22 protein-coding genes are annotated in these 22,596 nt (G+C 69.2%); 9 read left to right on the top strand and 13 right to left on the bottom strand.

Annotation, left to right across the window (positions count from 1 at the left end):
• Positions 1-1,932 carry a monovalent cation:proton antiporter-2 (CPA2) family protein gene (locus LOS8367_RS00510; protein WP_085894493.1) on the top strand — a complete coding sequence of 644 codons (1,932 nt, stop codon included), beginning with the start codon at positions 1-3 and terminating at the stop codon, positions 1,930-1,932.
• Positions 1,933-1,946: 14 nt separating this feature from the next.
• On the opposite strand, the gene cobT is transcribed toward LOS8367_RS00510, so the two are convergent.
• On the bottom strand, positions 1,947-2,960 hold the full coding sequence (gene cobT / locus LOS8367_RS00505; protein WP_085894492.1) for a nicotinate-nucleotide--dimethylbenzimidazole phosphoribosyltransferase: 1,014 nt from the start codon (positions 2,958-2,960) through the stop codon (positions 1,947-1,949).
• A gap of 70 nt (positions 2,961-3,030) precedes the next feature.
• Between cobT and LOS8367_RS00500 the strand changes: the two genes are divergently transcribed.
• Positions 3,031-3,741: an adenosylcobinamide-GDP ribazoletransferase gene (locus tag LOS8367_RS00500; protein WP_085894491.1), complete on the top strand. Its 711-nt coding sequence runs from the start codon at positions 3,031-3,033 to the stop codon at positions 3,739-3,741.
• Here LOS8367_RS00500 and LOS8367_RS00495 read toward each other — a convergent pair.
• Both LOS8367_RS00495 and LOS8367_RS00490 read right to left on the bottom strand, forming a co-directional pair.
• Entirely contained in the window at positions 3,738-4,433 is a 696-nt protein-coding gene (locus tag LOS8367_RS00495) for an FG-GAP repeat domain-containing protein (RefSeq protein ID WP_085894490.1), read from the bottom strand. The genes LOS8367_RS00500 and LOS8367_RS00495 overlap by 4 nt on opposite strands.
• Complete coding sequence (locus tag LOS8367_RS00490) at positions 4,433-4,756, bottom strand: 2Fe-2S iron-sulfur cluster-binding protein (RefSeq protein WP_085894489.1); 324 nt, start codon at positions 4,754-4,756, stop codon at positions 4,433-4,435. The genes LOS8367_RS00495 and LOS8367_RS00490 overlap by 1 nt, the downstream gene beginning before the upstream one ends.
• Positions 4,757-4,946: 190 nt before the next feature.
• Between LOS8367_RS00490 and LOS8367_RS00485 the strand changes: the two genes are divergently transcribed.
• The gene (locus LOS8367_RS00485) at positions 4,947-5,432 is read left to right on the top strand and encodes a peptidoglycan-binding domain-containing protein (RefSeq protein WP_085894488.1); all 486 of its coding nucleotides are present in this window, start codon (positions 4,947-4,949) and stop codon (positions 5,430-5,432) included.
• A 57-nt stretch (positions 5,433-5,489) separates the two neighbouring features.
• Here the strand turns inward: LOS8367_RS00485 and LOS8367_RS00480 are convergent, their stop codons facing one another.
• The 6 genes from LOS8367_RS00480 to rpiA all read right to left on the bottom strand — a co-directional run bounded on the left by LOS8367_RS00480 (position 5,490) and on the right by rpiA (position 12,029).
• Positions 5,490-7,013, bottom strand: a complete 1,524-nt coding sequence (locus LOS8367_RS00480) for a Do family serine endopeptidase (protein ID WP_085894487.1) — start codon at positions 7,011-7,013, stop codon at positions 5,490-5,492.
• Between the two features lie 156 nt (positions 7,014-7,169).
• Positions 7,170-7,364, bottom strand: coding sequence for a DUF2065 domain-containing protein (locus LOS8367_RS00475; RefSeq protein ID WP_085894486.1), 195 nt, complete (start codon positions 7,362-7,364; stop codon positions 7,170-7,172).
• On the bottom strand, positions 7,361-8,515 hold the full coding sequence (gene hflC / locus LOS8367_RS00470) for a protease modulator HflC (RefSeq protein WP_085894485.1): 1,155 nt from the start codon (positions 8,513-8,515) through the stop codon (positions 7,361-7,363). The genes LOS8367_RS00475 and hflC overlap by 4 nt, the downstream gene beginning before the upstream one ends.
• Before the next feature lies 1 nt (position 8,516).
• Positions 8,517-9,707: an FtsH protease activity modulator HflK gene (gene hflK / locus LOS8367_RS00465; protein ID WP_085894484.1), complete on the bottom strand. Its 1,191-nt coding sequence runs from the start codon at positions 9,705-9,707 to the stop codon at positions 8,517-8,519.
• Positions 9,708-9,787: 80 nt separating this feature from the next.
• Positions 9,788-11,230, bottom strand: a complete 1,443-nt coding sequence (locus LOS8367_RS00460) for an FAD-dependent oxidoreductase (protein WP_085894483.1) — start codon at positions 11,228-11,230, stop codon at positions 9,788-9,790.
• 13 nt (positions 11,231-11,243) lie between these two features.
• Entirely contained in the window at positions 11,244-12,029 is a 786-nt protein-coding gene (gene rpiA / locus LOS8367_RS00455; RefSeq protein ID WP_085894482.1) for a ribose-5-phosphate isomerase RpiA, read from the bottom strand.
• A 165-nt stretch (positions 12,030-12,194) separates the two neighbouring features.
• Between rpiA and LOS8367_RS00450 the strand changes: the two genes are divergently transcribed.
• Both LOS8367_RS00450 and LOS8367_RS00445 read left to right on the top strand, forming a co-directional pair.
• Positions 12,195-12,896 carry a glutathione S-transferase family protein gene (locus tag LOS8367_RS00450; RefSeq protein WP_085894481.1) on the top strand — a complete coding sequence of 234 codons (702 nt, stop codon included), beginning with the start codon at positions 12,195-12,197 and terminating at the stop codon, positions 12,894-12,896.
• Positions 12,896-14,269, top strand: a complete 1,374-nt coding sequence (locus LOS8367_RS00445; protein WP_085894480.1) for an L-serine ammonia-lyase — start codon at positions 12,896-12,898, stop codon at positions 14,267-14,269. The genes LOS8367_RS00450 and LOS8367_RS00445 overlap by 1 nt, the downstream gene beginning before the upstream one ends.
• A gap of 118 nt (positions 14,270-14,387) precedes the next feature.
• Here the strand turns inward: LOS8367_RS00445 and LOS8367_RS00440 are convergent, their stop codons facing one another.
• Entirely contained in the window at positions 14,388-14,930 is a 543-nt protein-coding gene (locus tag LOS8367_RS00440; protein ID WP_085894479.1) for a hypothetical protein, read from the bottom strand.
• Complete coding sequence (locus LOS8367_RS00435; RefSeq protein ID WP_085894478.1) at positions 14,927-15,532, bottom strand: riboflavin synthase; 606 nt, start codon at positions 15,530-15,532, stop codon at positions 14,927-14,929. Before LOS8367_RS00435 ends, LOS8367_RS00440 begins: the two co-directional genes overlap by 4 nt.
• 147 nt (positions 15,533-15,679) lie before the next feature.
• Here LOS8367_RS00435 and LOS8367_RS00430 point away from each other — a divergent pair, with 147 nt between their 5' ends.
• The 4 genes from LOS8367_RS00430 to LOS8367_RS00415 all read left to right on the top strand — a co-directional run bounded on the left by LOS8367_RS00430 (position 15,680) and on the right by LOS8367_RS00415 (position 20,944).
• A complete protein-coding gene (locus LOS8367_RS00430; RefSeq protein WP_165761358.1) occupies positions 15,680-16,966 on the top strand; it encodes a capsule polysaccharide biogenesis protein in 1,287 nt (428 codons plus the stop codon).
• Positions 16,967-17,183: 217 nt separating this feature from the next.
• Positions 17,184-18,317, top strand: a complete 1,134-nt coding sequence (locus tag LOS8367_RS00425) for a polysaccharide biosynthesis/export family protein (RefSeq protein WP_085894476.1) — start codon at positions 17,184-17,186, stop codon at positions 18,315-18,317.
• Between the two features lie 2 nt (positions 18,318-18,319).
• Complete coding sequence (locus LOS8367_RS00420) at positions 18,320-20,320, top strand: capsule polysaccharide biogenesis protein (protein WP_085894475.1); 2,001 nt, start codon at positions 18,320-18,322, stop codon at positions 20,318-20,320.
• A 141-nt stretch (positions 20,321-20,461) separates the two neighbouring features.
• Entirely contained in the window at positions 20,462-20,944 is a 483-nt protein-coding gene (locus LOS8367_RS00415) for an EF-hand domain-containing protein (protein ID WP_085894474.1), read from the top strand.
• A 53-nt stretch (positions 20,945-20,997) separates the two neighbouring features.
• Here LOS8367_RS00415 and ribD read toward each other — a convergent pair whose 3' ends face one another.
• Together ribD and nrdR are read right to left on the bottom strand one after the other, a co-directional pair.
• Positions 20,998-22,065: a bifunctional diaminohydroxyphosphoribosylaminopyrimidine deaminase/5-amino-6-(5-phosphoribosylamino)uracil reductase RibD gene (gene ribD, locus LOS8367_RS00410; RefSeq protein ID WP_085894882.1), complete on the bottom strand. Its 1,068-nt coding sequence runs from the start codon at positions 22,063-22,065 to the stop codon at positions 20,998-21,000.
• Between the two features lie 23 nt (positions 22,066-22,088).
• Entirely contained in the window at positions 22,089-22,553 is a 465-nt protein-coding gene (nrdR, locus tag LOS8367_RS00405; RefSeq protein WP_085894473.1) for a transcriptional regulator NrdR, read from the bottom strand.
• Positions 22,554-22,596 lie beyond the last annotated feature (43 nt).

Below are 22,596 nucleotides of genomic sequence, written 5' to 3'. Positions count from 1 at the left end.
ATGCAGGGATTTCTCTTTCAAGCCACGATCTATCTCGGTGCAGCGGTGCTGGCCGTACCGCTCGCAGCGCGTCTCGGCCTCGGCTCAGTGCTGGGCTATCTCGCCGCCGGCATCATCATCGGCCCGGCCACGGGACTGGTCGGTGCGGAAACCGAGGATCTTCAGCATTTCGCCGAGTTCGGCGTGGTGATGATGCTGTTCCTGATCGGGCTGGAGCTGGAGCCGCGGGCGCTGTGGAACATGAGACAGCGGTTGATCGGTCTGGGCGGCGTGCAGGTCGTGCTGACCACCGGCGCCCTGTTCATCGCGGGCAGCCTGCTCGGGCTCGACGCCAACGTGGCGCTGGCCACCGGGCTTATCTTCGCGCTCTCCTCCACCGCCATCGTGCTGCAGACGCTGTCCGAAAAGGGGTTGATGCAGGCACAAGGCGGACGCTCCGTCTTCTCGGTGCTGCTGACGCAGGACATCGCGGTGATCCCGATGCTGGCGCTGCTGCCGCTGCTCGCGGTGTCGGGGCATGGCGGCGGCAGCGCGCACGGGGCGCCGGCGAACCCCGACGCGCCGGGCGTCAAGGAGGTCGAGGCCGCACGCACGCTGATCGAGAACCTGCCGGGCTGGGCGGTGACGCTGGTGACGCTGGGCGCGGTGGCGGTGGTGGTGCTGACCGGCATCTACCTGACGCGGCCGGTGTTCCGCTACATCCACCACGCGCGCCTGCGCGAGCTCTACACCGCGCTGGGCCTGCTGATGGTGGTCTCCATCGCGGTCCTGATGGAGCTGGTTGGCCTGTCGCCCGCGCTGGGTACCTTTCTCGCCGGTGTGGTGCTCGCCAACTCCGAGTTCCGGCACGAGCTCGAAAGCGATCTCGAACCCTTCAAGGGGCTGCTCCTGGGGCTGTTCTTCATCACCGTCGGCGCCGGCATCGATTTCGGCGTTCTGCTGGACAACCCGATGCGGATCGCGGCGCTGACGCTCGCGGTGATCGCGATCAAGGGCGGGGTGCTCTACCTGCTGGCCCGGATCGCGCAGATGCACACCCGCGACGGCTGGCTGTTCACGCTGGCGCTGGCGCAGGCAGGCGAGTTCGGCTTCGTGCTGTCCTCCTTCTCGCTGCAACAGGGCGTACTCACCTCCAGCGAGGCCAGTGTCATCCGGCTGGTGATCGGGCTGTCGATGCTGATCACGCCGCTGCTGTTCATCCTCTACGAGCAGCTGGTCAAGCGCGCCGAAAAGGCCCCAGACCCAGATCCCGACGAAATCGACCGGCAGGCGCCGATCATCATCGCCGGGATCGGCCGCTTCGGCCAGGTGGTGAGCCGTCTGGTGCAGGGCGCGGGCTTCGACACGGTGGTGCTCGACCACGACATGGAGATGATCGACACGATGCGCCGTTTCGGCTTCGGCGGTTTCTTTGGCGATCCGACCCGGCCCGACATCCTGCATGCCGCGGGGCTGGAGACCGCCAAGGTGCTGGTGGTGGCGCTCGACGACCGCCACGCCGCGCTCAAGCTGGTGCGTCATGCCCGTGCGATGCGGCCCGACCTGCACATCGTGGCGCGCGCCTATGACCGCGAGCATGTCTACCAGCTGTTCCAGGCCGGGGCGAACGACATCGTCCGCGAGATGTTCGATTCGAGCCTGCGGGCCGGGCGCTACGTGCTCGAGAATATCGGCCTGTCGCAGTTCGAGGCCTCGGAACTGGAGATGGCCTTCTACCAGCAGGACCGCGCCGTGGTCCGCGAGCTGGCACAGCTGTGGAAACCCGGCGTGCCGGTGTCGCAGAACCCCGAATACGTGAAGCGCGCGCGCGAGCTGAACAAGGATCTCGAGACATCGATCCTCGAGCGGCTGCACCCGCAGGGCGATGCCACCGAAACCGAGCCGCTCGAAGGCGTCAGTGCGGTGGGCTATCGCAGCAAGGATCGCGGCTAGGGCACGGGCGGGCCTCAGCCGTCGCTGACGCCCGCCTCGGCAAAGGTCGCCATGCCCGACAGGCAGGCCAAAGCACCGCGCAGCACGCCGATCGCCAGCGTGCCGCCCGACCCCTCCCCGAGGCGCAACCCCAGCGACAGCAGCGGCGCCTTGCCCAGAGCTTCGAGCAGCCGCGCATGGCCGCTCTCCGCGCCTTGGTGGCCGGCAACCGCATGATCGAGCGCGCCGGGGGCGGCGCGGTGCAGCACCAGCGCGGCGGAGCAGCAGATGAAGCCGTCGAGGATCACCGGGATGCGGTGATGCCGGGCCGCGAGGATCGCCCCCGCCATCGCCGCGATCTCGCGCCCGCCAAGCTGGCGCAGCACCTGCAGAGGATCGCTTTCTCCGACGATCCGCGCCGCGCCCTGCGCCACCGCCTCGGCCTTGCGGGCGAGACCGGCATCGTCGACGCCGGTGCCGCGTCCGGTCCAGTCGCGCGCCTCGCCGCCTTCGAGCGCCAGCGCGATGGCCGAGGCGGCGCAGGTATTGCCGATGCCCATCTCGCCCGCGACCAGAAGGTCCGCCTCGGGGTCCACCGCCCTCCAGCCCGCGGCCATCGCCGCGAGAAGATCAGCCTCGCTCATCGCCGGTTCGGTGACGAAATCACCCGTGGGCCGGTCGAGATCCAAGGGGTGCACGGTCATTGTGGCGCCGAACGCCCGGGCCAGCTGGTTCACCGCCGCGCCGCCGGCCTCGAAATTACCGACCATCTGCGCGGTGACCTCTGCCGGAAAAGCCGAGACGCCGCGCGCCACCACCCCGTGATTGCCCGCGAAGATCGCCACCTGCGGTCGTGCCAATCGCGGTCGCGAGGTGCCGCGCCAGCCTGCATACCACAGCGCCAGTTCCTCGAGCCGCCCAAGTGAGCCCATCGGCTTGGTCAATTGCGCGTTGCGGGCGGCCGCATCGGCCTGCGCCGCGGCATCGGGGGCAGGAAGCTCCTGCAGCAGGGCACGCAGACCTGCGAGATCGGTAAAGGGGGCAGTCATGCGGCGTCCTCGTTGCATCGCGGCTCCGGCCTGCCTAACCCTAGAGGGCACGACTTGAAAAGAGGCCCAGATGCTCCAGCCAATCCGCGCGGCCTTCGGCCTGCTGACCCGCCTGCCCGTCGGCCCGGCGCCGGTACAGCCGGAAGGTGTCTGGGCCTTTCCGGTGGCGGGGCTGGCGGTCGGCGCCATCGCGGGTTTGAGCTTCTGGGTCGCGCTGGCGCTGGGGCTACCGCCCGGCCCGGCGGCGGCACTGGCGCTCTTCGGGCAGATCCTGCTGACCGGGGCGCTGCACGAAGACGGTCTCGCCGACAGCGCCGATGGGCTCTGGGGCGGCTTCGAGCGGGCTGGTCGGCTCGAGATCATGCGCGACAGTCGCGTCGGCAGCTATGGCGTGCTGGCGATCGGAACAAGCCTGCTGATCCGCTGGTCGGCGCTGGTGTCGGCGGGGCCCTGGGGGCTGGTAATCGCTGCCGTACTGAGCCGGGCGGCGATGGTCTGGCCGATGGCGCGACTGCCGCATGCCCGCAAGGATGGGCTGGCGCGGCTCGCTGGGCGGCCCAGCGGCCGGGCCACGGCGATGGCCTGTGGCGTCGCGGCTCTCATCGTGCTGCCGCTGGCTGGATGGAGCCTTCTACTACTGGCCCCGGCGGTGGCGTTGGCGGCTCTGAGCGGCACCGCCATTGCGCGCGCCAAGATCGGCGGCCAGACTGGTGACATTCTCGGTGGCACCCAGCAATTGGCCGAAATGGCGGCGCTTCTGGTGCTGGCGGCTCTGGTTTAACCTGCGCAGTCAAGGGCGGGGGCGAAACCGGCCTCTTCCAGCGGCCCGATATCGCGCGCCGACAGCGTGTCCTCCACGAGCCGTACCGCCATGATCCGACGCCATGACGCATCGGCAAGCACGAGTTCCGGCCCCTCCCCGCAATCGCGCACACCGCCCGAGATGTCCGGCGCGCCGAAGCGGTGATTGGTCAGCCCTTCCAGCGCCGCGACCTGTTCCAGCACGCCGTCCCGTAGCCGCCAGACCCGCAGCACCCGGGCCAGATGCGGCCGATCGACATAGGCCAGCTCGATATGCCCGTCGCCGTCCAGATCGACAGGCGGCAGCGGCGCCAGCCAGCGATGAGATGTACCGATATAGGGCGTCGCGGCGATCAGCCCGTCGGGGCCGTAGACGGAGAGCCGCGCGCCCTGCGCCGCATCCGTCTCGACCACCACGGCCTCCATCGCGCCATCGCCATCGACATCGGCCAGCCGCGGCGCGGTGTCCTCGAAGACACGGGAATCGGGCAGCCGGATCAGTCGGGTCTCGCCGGTTTCGGTCATCATCTCGAGCGCGCCCCATTCCTCGGTTTCGCCGAAGACACCATGCGCGTAGCGCGTGGTCGGCTCGGTGAACCGCGCCTCGATGAGGCCTTGGCCCTGTGCCATGGCCGGCCCGGCAAGGAGCCATGTCAGCAGGGCCGCGCGCATCAGATCTGCCGCTCGGGCATGCGCACCACGAGACCGTCGAGCGCGTCGGAAACCTTGAGCTGGCAGGTCAGCCGCGAGCGCGCCTCGTCCGGCTCGTAGGCGAATTCCAGCATGTCCTCTTCCATCGGGTCCTTCTCGGGCAGCTTCCCGACCCAGGCCTCGTCGACATAGACATGGCACGTCGAACAGGCGCAGGCGCCGCCACAATCGGCCTCGATGCCGGGGATGCCGTTGTCACGCGCCCCCTCCATGACGGTCAGCCCGTTGGCCACGTCGACGACATGCTCGGTGCCGTCATGCTCGATATATGTGATCTTCGCCATCTCAGGCTCCTCTGTCGCGTTGCGCCGCCCTGTCTAGGCGAGCCGCCGCGGCGCCGCCAGTACCCGGATGCCGCGCTCTTCGCGGAGCTGCTGCGTCCGCCGTGCCACGCGGCGCCCATGTGATCCGCCAAGGCTTCCGGCGCCGGGCGCGGACGTCTAGGTTCGGGCGGGTAACGACCGCCGGTGCCCGATGTTCCGACTTCTGCTTCTTGTGCCCCTCGCGGCCTGCGCCCCCGCAGCGCCGCAGGTGCCCGCCTTCATGGCAGCCGAGATCGAGACCGGCGCCGGCGGGCGCTGTTACGGGCGCGACATCACCCCCGCGGTGATCGAGACCGTGCGTGAGCAGCAACGCGAGCCCGGCGAGGGTCCCGCACGCTATCGCAGCGTCACCCGCCAACAGATCCTGCGCGAGCGGCGCGAAGTGCTGTTCGAGACGCTCTGTCCACCCGAGTTCACGCCCGCTTTCGTCGAGACCTTGCAGCGCGCGCTGGTGACGCGCGGCTTTCATCCCGGCCCGGTGACCGGGCAGCTCGACAGGGCGACGCTCGACGCCGTGCAGGGGTTCCAGCGCGGCAGCGGCGGGCCGGACAGCCCAGTGCTGTCGCTGGCCTCCGCGCAGCGCCTCGGCATCGCGCCGCTGACGCCCGAACAGCTGGACATCATGAACCGCCGCTAGGGCCAAAAAAAGGGCGCCCGAAGGCGCCCTTCCCGGTCCGAACGGACCCTCTGCGGATCACTCCGCCGTGTCTTCCAGCCCCAGCGCCACGAAGCGCGGATCACCGGCGCGCCGCACCAAGAGCAGCAGCGACTTGCGGCCGGCCTCGCGGGCCTCTTCGACGCGGGCCTCGAAATCGGCCACGGAGGCGACGGGCTGCTGCCCGGCCTCGGTGATCACGTCACCCGCCGCGACGCCCTTTTCGGCGGCGTCCGAAGCCGGGTCCACATCGGTCACCACTAGGCCTTCCGCGTCCTCGGCCAGATCGAGCTGCTGGCGCAGTTCCGGCGTCAGCTCGGACAGGCTGAGCCCGAACATCTCGGTCTCGGCACCCTCGCCCGACCCCTGCGCCGAGGCGGGCACCGCGCTTTCGGCGTCCTCGCGACGGCCCAGCGTCACGGCGAGCTCGACCATTTCGCCATCGCGCAGCACCGTCACCGGCACCTCCTCGCCCACCGGGGCGCGGCCGACCATGCGCACGAGGTCGCGCGTATCGGGCACCTCGTTGCCGTCGAAGCTGACGATCACGTCGCCGGCTTCCATGCCAGCCTCCATCGCCGGACCCTCGGGCACGTCGGTGACCAGCGCGCCGGCGGCGCCTTCCAGCCCCTCGATCGCCTCGACCATGTCGGGCGTGACGTCCTGGATCCGCACGCCGAGCCAGCCGCGCCGGGTCTCGCCGAATTCCTGCAACTGCCCCACCACCTCGGTCACCACGTCCGAGGACATCGCGAAGCCGATGCCGATCGAGCCGCCGTTGGGTGACAGGATCGCGGTGTTCACGCCGATCACCTCGCCCGACATGTTGAACAGCGGGCCGCCCGAGTTGCCGCGGTTGATCGCGGCGTCGGTCTGGATGTAGTCGTCATAGGTGCCCGAGAGCGCCCGGCCACGGGCCGAGACGATACCGGCCGAGACCGAGAAGCCCTGTCCCAACGGGTTGCCCATCGCCATCACCCAGTCGCCGACACGAGCGCCTTGGCCGGTGCTGTCACCGAACTCGACATAGGGCAGATCCTCGCCCTCGACCTTCAGCAGCGCGATGTCGGTGGAGGCATCGGTGCCTACCACCTCGGCCTTGAGCGTCTTGCCGGAGAAGAACTCGATATTGATCTCGTCGGCGCCGTCGATGACGTGGTTATTGGTGACCACGTAGCCATCGGCAGAGATGACGAAGCCCGAGCCCAGTGCCGAGGAGCGGCGCGGCGCGCTGTCACCGCGATTCTGGAAGTCGCGGAAGAACTCCTCGAAGGGCGAGCCCTCGGGCACGATGCCCTGCGGTCCGGCCGGGGCCGAAACCATGGTCGAGGTGGTGATGTTGACCACCGCCGGGCTCACCTGCTCGGCGAGATCGGCGAAGGTGAGCGGCCGCGTCGCATCGGGCGCATCGGCCATCGTCTGAGCCTCTGTCTCCGGCGTCACGGCAGTGTCCTGCGCGGCGAGCGGGGCCACTTGGCCCAGCCCCAGCGCGGCGCCCAAGGCCAGCACCGAAACGGCGCGGACGGGGGTGACGAGGGACGTGGAATTGGTCTTAGCGTTCACGGGCACACTCCTGTTTCGTCCTGTGCTTCGGAGCGCGATGCATCGAGCCGCTCCGGTCGGCGCAGACCATCAACGTAAGGCCACTTCGGTGCAACTCAAGCCCGGGTCGCAACGCGTCAAAGCGGTGTGACGGGTTGTAACATGAACGGATGCGGATCAGAGCGTGGTCAGGCGCGCCATCCACAACAGCGCCACGCCGAGCGCCAGCGCCACCAGACCCGCCAGGCGGCGCTGCTCGGGCGGCATATCGCGCAGCGTCTCGAGCATCCTGAGAACGAGCGAAGGGGCCAGCGCCCAGGCCAGCCCCTCAATCACGAGCACCAGGCCGAGGCCCAGCAGGATCGGCGTCACTGCGTCGCCACCCCGGCGCCGGCGTCCGCGTCGTCCTCGGGCAGCGTCACCCGCGGCGTCAGCGCCTCCGCCTGACCCTCGGCCGCGGCGTCGGCTTCGGCTTGCGCGTCGATCTCTCCCTCCTGGGTCGAGAAGGTCACGGTGCCGTCCTCGCCCTGGCGGACCTGCAGGCTGTCGAGCCGGATCACGCCGGCATCCGCCTCGCCCGAGGCCGTCTCCTCCTCGGCGCCGCCATCGAGCGGGCCACGCGCCCGCGCGGGTGCGGGCGTCACCCCCTCGGGCAGGTCGTCGTTATAGAGGTAGTCGAAGAAAGCGCTGTCCGGGGTCATCACCATCGTCGAGTTGGAGCCTTTCAACGCACGCTCATACGCCTGAAGCGAGCGATAGAAGTCGAAGAACTCGGGGTCTGCGCCGTAGGCGCCGGCGAAGATGGCATTGGCCTCGGCGTCGGCTTCGCCTCGGGTCACCTGAGCCTCGCGCTCGGCCTCGGACATGGTCTCGATAACTGTCCGGTCGGCCAGCGCGCGCACGCGCTGCGCCGCCTCGTTACCACGGGCGATCTCGTCGGCTGCCTCGCGTTCGCGCTCGGCGCGCATCCGGGCGAAAGTCGCATCGAGGTTCTGGCTCGGCAGGTTGGTCTGCTTGAGCCGCACGTCGACCACGTCGATCCCGAGGCCCTGTGCTGAGCGCTGCGCCTGCTCGCGGATCCGGTTCATCAGCTCACGCCGGTCCGAGGACAGGATGGTGTCCGAAGTCACCTGATCGGCGCCGAGCACCTCGCGGATCTGCGCGTTGAGGATCGAGCTGAGCCGATCCTCGGCGGCGCGCACGCCGCCGACGCCGACGGCCTGGCGGAACTGCACCACATCACTAATGCGGTAGCGCGCGAAGGCATCGACCACGAGACGCCGGTCGTCCGAGGGCGTGACCTCGATGGTCTCGGTGTCGAGCGACAGGATCCGGTCGTCATAAGTCACAACCTCCTGGATCAGCGGGATCTTGAGCCCGAGGCCGGGCTCCTCCTTGACCTGGCGGATCTGGCCGAACTGAAGCACCAGCGCCTTCTCGCGCTCGTCCACGACGTAGATCGAGGACAGGCCGACGGCGACGGCGATGACGACGGCGGGAAGCAGGATTGCGGTCTTCTTCATCTCAGTTCCCCTGCCCGTTCGTGGCGTTGGAGGCCGCGGCGCCCCCCTGCTGTGACTGGCTGTTCGAGCTGCGGCCCAGCTCGTTCAGCGGCAGGAACGGCACGATGCCGGTGCCGCCGTTCTGGCCACCGGTGATCGAGGGATCGAGCACCATCTTGTCGACGTCGCCCAGCATCCGCTCCATCGACTCGAGATAAAGGCGGCGGCGGGTGACCTGGGGGGCCTGCGCGTATTCGTCCTGCACCGCCGAGAAGCGGCTCGCCTGACCCAGCGCGTCGTTGATGGTCTGGGCGCGGTAGCCTTCGGCTTGCTCGATGGTCTGCGCGGCTTCACCGCGCGCCTCGGCGAGTACCCGGTTGGCATAGGCGTCGGCCTGACGCTGCAGACGGTCGCGCTCCTGCTCGGCGGCCTGCACGTCGCGGAACGCGTCGATCACCTCCGACGGCGGGTCGGCGCGATCGAGGTTGACCCGGACGATGTTGATGCCGCTCTCATAGGCGTCGAGCGTCGCCTGGATCGACTCCATCGCGGTGTCGGCGATCAGGCCGCGATCACGGTTGAGGATCGGCGCGAGGTTCGAGGCGGCGATGATCTCGCGCATCACGGATTCCGACACCGCCTGCACGGTGAGCTGCGGGTCGCGGATGTTAAACAGGAACTTGGCCGGGTCGGACACGTTCCAGACCACCTGGAAACCGATGTCGACGATATTGGCGTCGGTGGTCAGCATCAGCCCGTCATTGTCGCGACCGATGCCGATATTCTCGGTCCGCTCGGAGGTGACGTTGACCACCTCGTGCGTGACCAGCGGCCAGGGCGCAAAGTTCAGACCGGGGCTGCCGGTGGAGGAGTAGGAGCCCAGGAACAGCTCGACCGACTGCTCTTCGGGCCGCACCGTGTAGAAGGACATCACGCCCCACAGCACCAGCGCGCCCGCGGCGATCAGGCCAACCGTGCCGCGCGACATGTGGAAGCCCGGTCCGCCATTGCCGCCAGACCCGGTGCCGCGACCGCCGCCGCCCATCAGCACGCGCAGCTGCTCGCGGCCCTTGTTCATCAATTCGTCGATCTGCGGGCTCTCGCCGGGCCGGCGCGGCCGCTGCGGGCCACTGGGCCGCTTGTCGTCATCCCCGCCGCCGGGTCCGCGCCCGCCGCCGCCGCCACCCCAAGGGCCGCCGTTATTTCCAGCCATGAAGCCTCTGTTCCCCTGTTGGTTTCCCCCGCGCCGGTTTCACCCGGCACGCTTTGCATGTGTGGGCAAACGCCCAGTATTCAAGAACGCCGCACCGGCTCGCGCATGGTGACGATTTCCTCGGCCATGGTCGGATGCACCGCCACGGTCCGGTCGAAATCCTCTTTCGTGGCGCCCATCTTGACCGCGATGCCCGCGAGTTGGATCAGCTCGCCCGCCTCGGGTGCGACGATGTGACAGCCCAGGATCTTGCGGGTCTCGATCGACACCACGAGCTTCATCAGCACCCGGTCGGCCGAGCCGGCGAAGGCCGACTGCATCGGCTTGAACGACGAGCAGTAGACCTCGACCGGCTCGATCTCGCGCGCTGCCTCCTCGGTCAGGCCGATGGTGCCCAGCTCGGGCTGGGTGAACACCGCCGAGGGGATCAGCGCGTGATCCACCGGGGTCGGGTTGCCCTTGAACACGGTTTCGACGAACTGCATCCCCTCGCGGATCGCCACCGGGGTGAGGTTCACCCGGTCGGTGACGTCGCCGATCGCATAGATCGAGGGGCAGCCGGTCTGGCTGTACTCGTCGACCTCGATGGCGCCGCCCCGCGCGAGGGTCACGCCCGCCTCCTCGAGCCCGAGGCCGTCGGTGTTGGGCCGCCGGCCGGTGGCGAAGAGCACCGCGTCATAGACCCGCTCATCGCCATTGGTCGCCTTGACCCAGACCGGTCCCTTGGTGCCGAGCGCCGCCTCGGGCGTGCCGTCGACGCCCGCCGCATCGGAGCCGGTGCCGCCATGATGCACCGGATCGCCCGCCTCGGCCTCGGGACACATCTCGACCACGTTGGTGCCCAGATGCAGATCGATGCCGCGCTCGCGCATCGAATCCGCGATCAGGCCGCGCGCCTCGTCGTCGAAGCCGCGCAGGATCTGCGCACCGCGATAGAATTGCGTCACCTTCACGCCGAGACCGTGCAGAATGCAGGCGAATTCGCAGGCAATGTAGCCGCCGCCGACGATCAGGATCGATTTCGGCAGCGTCTCGAGATCGAAGATGTCGTCCGAGACCATGCCCAGATGCGCGTTCTTCATGTCGGGCCGCACCGGGTGGCCCCCAGTTGCCACGAGGATGTGCTTCGCGGTCTTGCGGGTGCCATCGGCCAGCTCGACCGTGTGCGGATCGGCGATCTTGGCGCGGGCGTCGAACATCTCGACCCCGGAGCCGTCGAGCAGGCGGCGATATACGCCTTCGAGCCGGTCCAGCTCGGTATGCAGCTTCTCGCGGAAGGGGCGCCAGTCAAAACGGCCCTCACCGATCTCCCAGCCATAGGCGCGCGCCTCGTCAAGCACCTCGCCATAGCCGGAGGCATAGACCATGAGCTTCTTCGGCACGCAGCCGCGGATCACACAGGTGCCGCCCATGCGGCTCTCCTCGGCCAGCGCCACGGTTGCGCCGGTAGCAGCGGCGGTGCGCGCGGCGCGTACCCCGCCCGAGCCGCCGCCGATCACGAAGAGATCATAGTCGAATGCCATAAGTCGGTCAGTCCTAATCGGAAATGTCTGTGAAGATGTTGTCGGGGGCGAGAAAATCGAAATGCGTCTCCTGCGCGTCGCCATGCAGATCGTAGCTCTCGACCCGGCCATCGCCATGGCCGATCACCACCGCGTCGCAGATATCGACGAACAGGCCGTTCTCGACCACCCCCGCGATCTGGTTGAGCGCGAGGCCGAGCTGGCGCGCATTGCCGATGCGGTTGAGGTGCAGATCGAGGATGTGGTTGCCCTCGTCGGTGCGCACCGGCTGGCCGTCCTTCATCCGCAGCGCCACCTCGCGGCCCAGCACGTCGAGCCCGACCAGCGTCTCCTCGACCAGCACCTTGGTGGCCTGCCAGCCGAAGGGGATGATCTCCACCGGCAACGGGAACGCCCCGAGCGTCTCGACCCGCTTTGTCGCGTCGGCGATGACGACCATCCGGTCCGAGGCCGTCGCCACGATCTTCTCGTGCAGCAGCGCAGCACCACCGCCCTTGATCAGGTTCAGCTCGTCATCGACCTCGTCGGCACCGTCGATGGTCAGGTCGAGCCAGCCCGCCTCTTCCAGCGTCACCACCTCAATCCCGAGTTCGCGCGCCAGATCGGCGGTGCGGTGCGAGGTCGGCACCGCGCGGATGTCGAGCCCCTCGTCGCGCACCATCTCGCCCAGGCAGCGCACCAGCCATTCCGCGGTGGAGCCGGTGCCAAGGCCCACGCGCATACCGCTTTCGACGAGACGGCTCGCCTGCTTGGCAGCGACGAACTTCGCCTTTTCAACGGGTGACAGGTCTTTGGCCATGCTGCGCCTCCTCGCGGGTCCGCCCCGGTTATAGGAAAGATGCCCGGCGCCTGCGAGGGGCAATCGACCCTGTTCGGGTGCCGTCGGATCGGGTCTTGCGCGGATCGCGTGCGAATGGTCGCATCAGGAGCAGCGGCCCCGGCCCGCGCCTCAGAGGATGAGCCCATGACACTGCGACTGCATTACGCACCCGACAATGCCTCGCTCTGCGTGCGGCTCGCGCTCGAGGAACTGGGCCTCGTTTACTCCACTGCGCTGGTGGACCGGCGCGCGCAGGGCCAGCGCACGCCCGCTTATCTCGCGCTCAACCCACATGCCATGATCCCGGTGCTCGAAACCGAAGATGGGCCAATCTTCGAGACCGCGGCGATCCTGCTGTGGTTGGCGGACCGGCATCGCGAGCGCGTGGCGCTGATGCCCGCCCCCGATGCGTCCGAGAGAGGGATGGCGCTGGCTTGGCTGTTCTGGCTGTCGAACACGCTGCACCCGGCGCTCAGGATGCTGTTCTATGGTGGCGAGCATATCGCACCCGAGATGGTCTTCGCGCTGCACGAACGCACGGCGCAGCGCACGCTGGGCATGCTCGACAGGCTCGAGGCCGCGGCACCGGCGCTCGGTGGCTGGCTCGGGGCGGCGCAGCCCTCGGCGCTGGACTGCTACCTCGCGCCCATGCTGCGCTGGTGCGCCCTCTACCCCGAAAGCGGCACCGGCTGGTTCGAACTGACGCGCTGGCCTACTCTGCGAGCGGCAGTGGAGCGCTTCGAGGCCCGCGCCTCGGTCACGGCGGCGATCCAGGCCGAGGGTCTGGGCGCCCGCCCCTTCACCGATCCGCGACCGCCGCGCCCACCCGAAGGACACGCAACCTGATGTTTCTCTCCGTCTTCGACATCTTCAAGATCGGCATCGGCCCGTCATCATCGCATACCATCGGCCCGATGGTCGCGGCCGCGCGATTTCTCGACCATCTGCGCGCGCAGCCCTTCAAGGTGGCGGGCGTGTCGGCCCGGCTGCACGGATCGCTCGCCTTCACCGGGGCGGGGCACGCCACCGACCGGGCGGTGATGCTGGGCCTCGCTGGTATCACCGTGGCGGGATATGACGCCGAGGCGGCGGAGGCCGAACTGGCCCGGCTTCGGACGGAGAGGACGCTGCATCCCGCGGGGCTGGAACCGCTTCGCTTCGACCCGAGCAGCGATCTGGTCTTCGATTACGGCCCGCCGCTGCCGGCACATGCCAACGGGCTGGTGCTCCGGGGCCACGACGCTCAAGGCGACGTGGTGGTCGAGCAGACCTACTACTCGATCGGCGGCGGCTTCGTGCGCACCGCCGAGGAGCTGGCGGCCGGCCCCGCCCCCGATCACGGCCCGGCCGTGCCCTACCCTTTTGCCAGCGCCAAGGAGATGCTGCGCATGGCGGCGGAGAGCGGGCGGTCGATCGCCGCGATGAAACGGGCCAACGAACGCGTGCGGCGTCCCCGCACCGATCTCGACGGTGACATCCGCATGATCTGGCGCGTCATGTCCGATTGCATCGACCGCGGGCTCGAGGCCGAGGGCACGCTTCCCGGTGGCCTCGGCGTACGCCGCCGCGCGGCGGCGATCCACGCCTCGCTGCGCGCCGAACGCGGCGGCAACATGGCCGCGCCGCATCTCGTGACCGACTGGATCTCGGCCTACGCGATGGCCGTGAACGAGGAGAACGCCGCCGGCGGGCAGGTGGTGACAGCGCCCACCAACGGTGCCGCGGGGGTAGTGCCGGCGGTGATGCGCTACTGGCTCGACCACGTGCCCGGCGCCAGCCGCGAACGGGTGCCGGAATTCCTGCTCACCGCCGCTGCCATCGGCGGGCTGATCAAGGAGAACGCTTCGATTTCGGGCGCCGAATGCGGCTGTCAGGCCGAGGTGGGCTCGGCCGCCGCGATGGCCGCCGCAGGGCTGGCCGCGGTGTTGGGCGGCACACCCGCGCAGGTCGAGAACGCCGCAGAGATCGCGCTCGAACATCATCTGGGCATGACCTGCGACCCCGTGGCCGGCCTCGTTCAGGTGCCCTGCATCGAGCGCAATGGCATGGGCGCGGTCAAGGCGGTGGCGGCGGCGAGCCTCGCGCTCAGGGGTGATGGCGCGCATCTGGTGCCGCTCGACGTCGCGATCGAGACGATGCGCCAGACCGGCCGCGACATGAGCGACAAGTACAAGGAAACCTCGCAAGGGGGACTGGCCGTGAACCTGCCCAATTGCTGAGGGCGGCACCGGTCGGACGAGGCAGGATACGCGTATTTAGGGAACAAAGTTGCCAAGCGCATTCGGCAACTTTGTTCCTTAAATACGCAGGACACGCCCTTGGCCATGCAGAGGGCCTTCAGCCCCCGAAGTACCTCTCGGCCTCCATGAAGCCCGCCGCCCGCGCCGCCTCGGCCCAGTCGCGTTCGAGCGCGGTGTCTCCAACCACGAGGAACCGATCGGCAGGCCCGTCGAGCATGGCGCGCAATCGGTCGCCGGTGGCACGCCAGCCCTCTGAGAGCCCCGGCGCACGCCCGGCAACATCGAGCGGAGCCGAGACCCGCACGCGCTCCGGATCGAGTGGCGGATGCACCGCCGCGACCCGGCGCGCCGCCAGGCTGGCCAGCTTGACGCACCGCTCCTGCGGCATGGCATCCCCCGGCCGCAGCAGCCGCAGCGCATTCGACGAAAACAGGAAGCCGATCAGGTCGTGCCCCGTCGCCGCCCGCACCGAGGCGTAGCTGCGATAGTCGAGACCGAGCGCCGCGGCGCGTTTCACCCGCAGCCTTACAACCTCGACCGGAAGGGTGGGCAGCAATTCGCGGCGGGCCCGGGCCCAGGCGTGGCGGCGCCAGCCCTCGCCCGGCTCCAACGACGGGCCGCCATTGTGACCGAGGCTCATGCGTCCCAGTCACGCAGCCGCGCCACGTAGCGCGCCATGGTGTCGATTTCGAGATTGATGAACTGGCCTTGGGCGATCTCGCCCCAATTCGTCACCTCGCGGGTATGCGGGATCAGGTTGACGCCGAACTCCGTGCCTTCGACCTCGTTGACAGTGAGCGAGGTGCCGTTGAGCGCGACCGAGCCCTTAGGGGCGATGAACTTGGCCAGCGCCTCGGGCGCGCGAAAACGCACCCTCAGGCTGTCGCCCTCGTCGCGGGTCGACACTACCTCGGCCACGCCGTCCACATGGCCCGACACGATATGCCCGCCCAATTCGTCGCCGACCTTGAGCGCGCGCTCGAGATTGATCCGCTTGCCCTTGTGCCAGCCGTTGCGGCCGATATTGGTCAGGCCGACCGTCTCGGCCGAGATTTGCACGTCGAACCAGTTGCGCGGCTCGCGGCCCAGCGCGACGACGGTGAGACAAACGCCGTCGCAGGCGATCGAGGCGCCGATATCGATGGTCTCGGGATCGTAGGACGTGGCAATGCGGGCGCGCAGGTCGCCCTCCTGCACCACGTCGAGAACCTCTCCGACGTCGGTGATGATGCCTGTGAACATGGGCGCGCTCCTGTCTTGCGCCCCAAGACCTAGAACCGCCGCGGGATGCGCACAAGGGTGGGCACTTTCACACGTCATCCCGACGCCATAAAACGGCCCGGAGCCAATGCGAAACGAAAGGGATCGTCCGTCAACATGGTCCGCAACATGACCGATCCCGCCAAGAGACGCTTCTTGTTCCTGCAGGGCCCGCACGGACCCTTCTTTCACAGGCTTGCCCGGATGCTGCGCGCGGCCGGTGCCACGACTTGGCGTGTCGGCTTCAACGCCGGCGACGCGGCCTTCTGGCACGATCGAGCCAGCTACATCCCCTATCGCGGCAATGCCGATGACTGGCCCGACGCCTTCGAGGCGCTGGTCGAAGAACACGGCATCACCGACATCGTGCTGTATGGCGACACGCGGCCGGTCCATGCCGCCGCCGTTGCGGCGGCGCGGGCGCGCGGGCTGACCGTGCACGTCTTCGAAGAGGGCTATCTGCGCCCTTGGTGGGTCACCTACGAGCGCGGAGGCACCAACGGCCATTCGCGGCTGATGGAGATCGGCATAGACGAGATGCGCGAGGCGCTGGAGCGCTCGGACCCCGAGATCACGGAGGCGCCAGCCCATTGGGGCGACATGCGTCAGCACGTGTTCTACGGCGCGCTCTACCACTGGTTCGTGCTGTTTCGGAATCACGCCTATGCGGGATTTCGCGCGCATCGCGAGCTGCCGCTCGCGACCGAAGCGCGGCTCTACACGACGCGGCTGCTGCTGATGCCCTTCCTCGCGCTCGACCGGATCCTCGCGACGGCGCGGATCCGGCATGGCGGCTACCCCTATCACCTTGCGCTGCTGCAGCTCGAACACGATGCCAGCTTTCGCGCGCATTCGCCCTTCACCCGGATGTCCGAGTTCCTCGAACTGGTGATCGAGGGCTTTGCCAAGGGCGCGCCGCGTCACCATCACCTCGTCTTCAAGGCGCATCCGCTTGAGAACGGCCGAGCCCCGCTCAGGCGGATCATCCGCGATCTCGCCCGTGTTCACGGGGTCGACGGACGGGTTCACTACCTGCGCGGCGGCAAGCTGGCACGGCTTCTGGACGCAGCACGCACCGCCGTCACGGTCAACTCCACGGCCGCACAGCAGGTGCTGTGGCGCGGCATCCCGCTCAAGGCCTTCGGCCGTGCGGTCTACTCCAAGCCCGACCTCGCCTCGACCCAGCCACTGGCCGAGTTCTTCGCACAGCCGGTACGCCCGGACCGACGGGCTTATCGAGACTACCGACGTTTCCTGCTGGAGACGAGCCAGGTCTCGGGCGGCTTCTACTCATCGGGCGGGCGCAGGCGGCTGTTGCGGCAGGTGGCCGACATGATGCTCGCTGCCGAGGACCCCTATGACGCGCTGCGCGCGGGACGCGCCGCACCGCGTCAGCCGCTGCGCGCTTTGCCCTGACCGTCAGGCGCGTCTCGCAGGCCACACCGCCTATGGATGCTCCCTGTCGCCGGCGCGCGACAACTGGTCATGGCCCATGTCGCGCGCTAGCCTTGCCCGCAACGGGCAGATTCTGCCCAACAATTACAATGGCAGGCCCGGGCCACAACGGGTCGCAGGCAGACCGGTCCCGGCGAGGGGCCGCAGGCAGACAGGAACAGGTCGAGGAGACCGCGCAGTGACACCCCTTACCCACCGCCTCGCACGCGGCGCGGCCCTTGCGGCCGCGCTCGCCCTCGTCGCCGGCTGCGGGCTCACCCCGCGCTCCGGCCCCAACAAGCGCGAGATCTTCGCGGGCTCGGTGCTGCGCGAGGGCGACGCCTTCGTGGTGGCGGTGGACGACCGGGTGAACCGGATCGCCGGCGTCACCCCGGCGCTGGGCTTTGCCGCCGCCTTCGAAAGTGCCGGGCTGCTGGGCTCCGACACGATCCAGCCCGGCGACGTGCTCGGGCTGACGATCTGGGAAAACGTCGATGACGGGCTTCTGGTGCCGACGGGCCAGAACGCCACCGTGCTCGAAGAGGTGCAGGTCGACGGCTCGGGCTTCATCTTCGTGCCCTATGCCGGCCGGATCCGCGCGGCGGGCAACACGCCCGAGGCGATCCGCCGGATCATCAGCGAAAAGCTCGAGGCGCAGACGCCCGATCCGCAGGTACAGGTGCGCCGCCTCGCCGGTGACGGCTCGACCGTCTCGGTGGTGGGCGATGTCGGCGCGCAGGGCGTCTACCCCATCGAACGCCCGACCCGCACGCTCTCGGCGATGCTGGCCTCGGCGGGCGGCGTCACGGTGCGCCCCGAAGTGGCGCAGGTCACTGTGACGCGCGGCTCTACGACCGGCGAGGTCTGGTTCCAGGACCTTTACGAGCACCCGCGCGCCGACATCGCGCTGCGCGCAGGCGACCGCATCCTCGTCGAAGCCGACACCCGCGATTTCACGGCGCTGGGCGCCACCGGCACGCAGGATCTCGTGCCATTCGAGGGTCGCAACATTTCGGCGATCGAGGCGATTGCCCGGGTCGGCGGCCTCAACCCTACGCTGGCCGATCCCACCGGCGTCTTCGTGTTCCGCAACGAGCCGGCGGTGATCGCCAGCCAGATTACCGGCATTCCCGATCTCGTCGGCACGCAGCGCGTGGTCTACGTGCTCGATTTGACCAAGCCCAACGGCATGTTCATGGCCCGCGACTTCGCGATCCGCGACGATGACACGGTCTATGTCACCGAGGCGCCGATCGTCGAGTTCGGCCGGGTGATTGGCGGGCTGACCGGCACGCTGACCTCGAGCCGCGAAGCCGTCAGCGCCGTGAACTGACCTTGAGCGGCGCGCCGGGACCGCGCCCGCTCTTCGTCTGCAATGGCGGGCTGCTGCGGCGGCCGATGCGCCGGCGCCTGCGCGCCGCCGGCTACGCGCCGCGGCCCGGCCTGCCGAATGCCGGGGACCTCGTCGGTGTCTGGGGTCAGAGCCCGACCGCATGGCGCGGCGAAGCCTTGGCCCAGCGGCGCGGTGCGCAGCTCCTGCGGATCGAGGACGCCTTCTTGCGCTCGGTCCGACCAGGCCGCGCCGGGGGCCCTCCGCTGGGACTGCTGATCGATCACGGCGGTGCGCATTTCGACGCAGGCACGGTCTCGGACCTCGAGAGCCTGCTCGCCACCCATCCGCTTGACGACACGGCGCTGCTTGATCGGGCACGCGACGGCATCGCCCGGCTGCGCGAGGCCGAATTGTCGAAGTACACGGGCTTCGACCCCGAAACCCCGGTGCCCGAACCGGGATACGTGCTGGTGATTGACCAGACCGCGGGGGATGCCGCGGTGCGCGCCAGCCGCGGCGACCGCAACCGGTTTCTCGAAATGCTGTTCGAGGCGCGCGAGGCGCATCCCGGCGCCCGGATCGTCATCAAGACCCATCCCGAGACCCAGCAGGGATTCCGGGCCGGGCATTTCCGGCCAGACGATCTCGGCCCCGGCATGTCGTTTTGCGATGCACCGGTTTCGCCATGGCGGCTGCTCGACGGTGCGATCGCGGTGCATGTCTTTTCCTCGCAGATGGGCTTCGAGGCGATCCTCGCCGGGCATCGCCCGGTGGTGCACGGTCAGCCCTTCTATGCCGGCTGGTCGCTCAGCGAGGATCGCGACCCGGTCTGGCGCCGGCAGAGGCGGCTTACCCGCGCCCAGCTCTTTGCCGCCGCGATGATCCTCTATCCACATTGGCACGACCCACTTCGCGACCGGGCCTGCAGCTTCGAGGAAGCGCTCGACGCCATCGAGGCAGAAACCCGCGCCTGGCGCGAGGACCGGGCCGGATGGGTGGCAACGGACATGCGGCTATGGAAGCGGCGGCACCTGCAGGCGGGCTTCGGCACCGTCCGGCCGGTGATCTTCGCCGATCCCCCTGCCCGTGCCGCTCGCCGCGCAGAGCGCAGTGGGCGCCGGCTGATGGTCTGGGGCGACCGCGAGGCACCGGAAGGCGCGGTGCGCATCGAAGACGGCTTCCTGCGCTCGAAGGGCCTTGGCGCGGCGCTGGTGCCACCGGCGAGCCTCGCGCTCGACGATCTCGGCCTGCATTACGACCCGAGGCGGGAAAGCCGGCTCGAGAGGCTGATCGCCGCCTCGCCTGCCCTGCCGGATCATGCGCGGCGCCGCGCATCGCGGCTGGTGGAGCGTCTGATCGCCACTGGCCTGTCGAAATACAACCTCGCCGGAGTGGCGCTGCCCGAGCTGCCGACCGGCCACCGCATCCTGGTGCCGGGGCAAGTCGAGGACGACGCGGCGATCCGTCTCGGCGCGGCGCAGGTCAGGACCAATCGCGCCCTGCTCGAAGCGGTCCGGGCCGCGCATCCCGACGCCCTGATCCTCTATAAGCCGCATCCCGACGTCGAGGCGGGGCTACGGCCCGGCGCCGTGCCGGATGCGGAGCGACTTGCCGACGTGGTGCTGGCCGACACCGACATCCTTGCCGCGCTGGCCGTGGCGGACGAGGTCTGGACGATCACCTCGGGCACCGGCTTCGAGGCGCTGCTGCGTGGCGTGAAGGTGACCTGCCTCGGCACGCCGTTCTACGCGGGCTGGGGGCTGACCCGTGACCTCGGCCCGCCCTGTCCCCGTCGCATGGCGCGGCCCGACATCACGGCGCTCGCCCATGCGGCGCTGATCGGCTGGCCGCGCTATTTCGATCCGCTTAGCGGCCGACCCTGCCCGCCGGAGCTCGCGCTGGAACGGCTGGCCGCGGGCCTTGCCCCTCGCCGTCCCGGGCTACGAGCCCTCGCGAAACTGCAAGGTCTCTTTGCCACGGCTGCACCGCTCTGGCGCCGTTGAGCCGTTCGGCAGGATGCCACCGAATGGCTCCGGCTCCATGGAACATGCGATGCGGCGCGCCGTTGCCCCCGCGAAGCGCCGGCCCCACCGCCGGCCCGGCCCCGTAACGGGTCGCCGAACGACAGACGGAAAGGACATCGCATGACCTTCACGACCAAGAGCCTCACCGCCATCACCCTTGCGGGCGGCCTCGCCGCGACCGGCGTGCAGGCGCAGGAGGCGACCTTCGGAATGGTCGACGTCGACGGGGATGGCTATCTCAGCGAAACGGAGCTCACCGACGCCTTCGGCGAGGTCGGCCTGACGCTGCTGCGCTATGACCTCGATGGCGACGGCCAGCTGACGCCGCAGGAGATCAAGGCCCGCAACGAGGCCCGTGTCGGCTCGGAAGATACCGACGAGGTGCCATCCGATGTCGACGATATCCTCGAACGGGGCCGGGCCGGCAATGATCGCGACAATGACGACGACGAGGACGTGATCGAAGAAGACGAGTTCGGCGAGACCGAGCAGCCCATGGGCGATGTCGACGAAGATGAGGGCAACGGCTCGGATGACGAGTTCGGCAATCTCGAAGAGAACGCGATCGACGATGACGAGGCGGACGAGACCGACGGCAACTGATCGTCATTCGAGCCTACGCGTCGCAGCCGCCCTTCGGGGCGGCTGTTGTCGTATCAGCCGCCGCTCGCGCGCCAGACGCTCATCACGTCGCCGCCCACGCGGTCCTGGCCTGCGAGCCGCAGCCGCGGCGCCTCGGCCAGAGCGCCGATCCCCATGGCAGAAAGGGCCGGCGTCCCTTCGGCCCCGATCGCGCAGCCGGCGGTGAACAGCACCAGCTCGTCCACCAGCCCTGCCCCTAGAAGCGAGGCCGCGAGGCCGGCACCGCCTTCGCAGAACACCCGTGTCAGCCCGGCCGCCCCCAGCGCCTGCAGCACGGCGGCGGGATCGAGCTGGCCCGCGGAGATAGGGCAGCTCAGGCTTTCGGCCCCCAGCGCCCTCCACGGCGCCGCATCGGCCTCGGGGCCGTGGCAGAGCCAGAGCGGCACCTCGCGCGCGCTGCGCGCCAGCGCCCCGTCCAGCGGCAGATCCAGACGCCGCGACAGCACCACCCGCACCGGCTGCCGATCGATACCGAGGCCGCGCACGTTGAGCATCGGATCGTCGGCCCGAGCGGTGCCGCCACCGACCATCACCGCGTCGTGCCGCGCGCGCATCATGTGAACCCGGGCCCGAGCCTCGGGCCCGGTGATCCAGCGGCTTTCGCCGGTCCCGGTGGCGATGCGCCCGTCGAGGCTGGTGGCGAGCTTCAGCGTCACGAAGGGGCGGCCGCGCTCCACCCGGTTCAGGAAGCCCGCAAGATCGCGGCGCGCCTCGCCCTCCATCAGCCCGGTCTCGACCGCGATCCCCGCCGCCCGCAGCCGTTCGATGCCCCGCCCGGCGACGCGCGGATCAGGGTCCTGCGCGGCGACGACCACCCGCGCCACCCCGGCGGCGACCAGCGCATCGGCGCAGGGCGGCGTTTGGCCGTGATGGGCGCAGGGCTCCAGCGTGACATAGGCCGTGGCCCCGCGCGCCGCTGTACTGGCCTGCGCCAGCGCCTGCGTTTCGGCGTGGGGCCGACCACCATCCGCGGTGCGGCCGCGGCCGAGTATGCGGCCGTCGCGGACAATCACGCAGCCGACATTGGGGTTGGGCCAGACCCGGCCCAGCCCGCGCCGTCCCAGCGACAGCGCTAGCGCCATGAAGCGGCAGTCGAGCGCGCGGCTCACTTCTCAGCCGGGTTGGGGCGAAGCTCGGACATGAACTTGTCGAAATCGCCCACGGCCTGGAAGTTCATGTAGACACTGGCAAAACGCACATAGGCCACGGTGTCGATCCGCGCGAGCGACTCCATGACGATTTCACCGATCTTGGAAGACGGGATGTCGGTGTCGCCGAGGCTTTCGAGCCGTCGCACGATGCCCGAGATCATCTGGTCCATGCGCTCGGGCTCCACAGGGCGCTTTTGCAACGCGATGCGGATCGAGCGCTCGAGCTTGTCGCGGTCGAACTCCTCGCGGCGGCCATTCGACTTGATCACCACGAGGTCGCGTAGCTGCACCCGCTCATAGGTGGTGAAGCGACCGCCGCAGGAGGGGCAGAACCGCCGACGGCGGATCGCTGCGTGATCCTCGGCCGGGCGGGAATCCTTGACCTGCGTGTCGACATTTCCGCAAAACGGGCAGCGCATCCGGGATCCTCATCGTCTCTTGGGGGCCTGTGCCCGTGGTCCA

It is taken from the genome of Limimaricola soesokkakensis (assembly GCF_900172345.1).
GTDB classification, from domain to species: domain Bacteria; phylum Pseudomonadota; class Alphaproteobacteria; order Rhodobacterales; family Rhodobacteraceae; genus Limimaricola; species Limimaricola soesokkakensis.
This window is presented reverse-complemented; position numbering and strand designations above follow the sequence as displayed.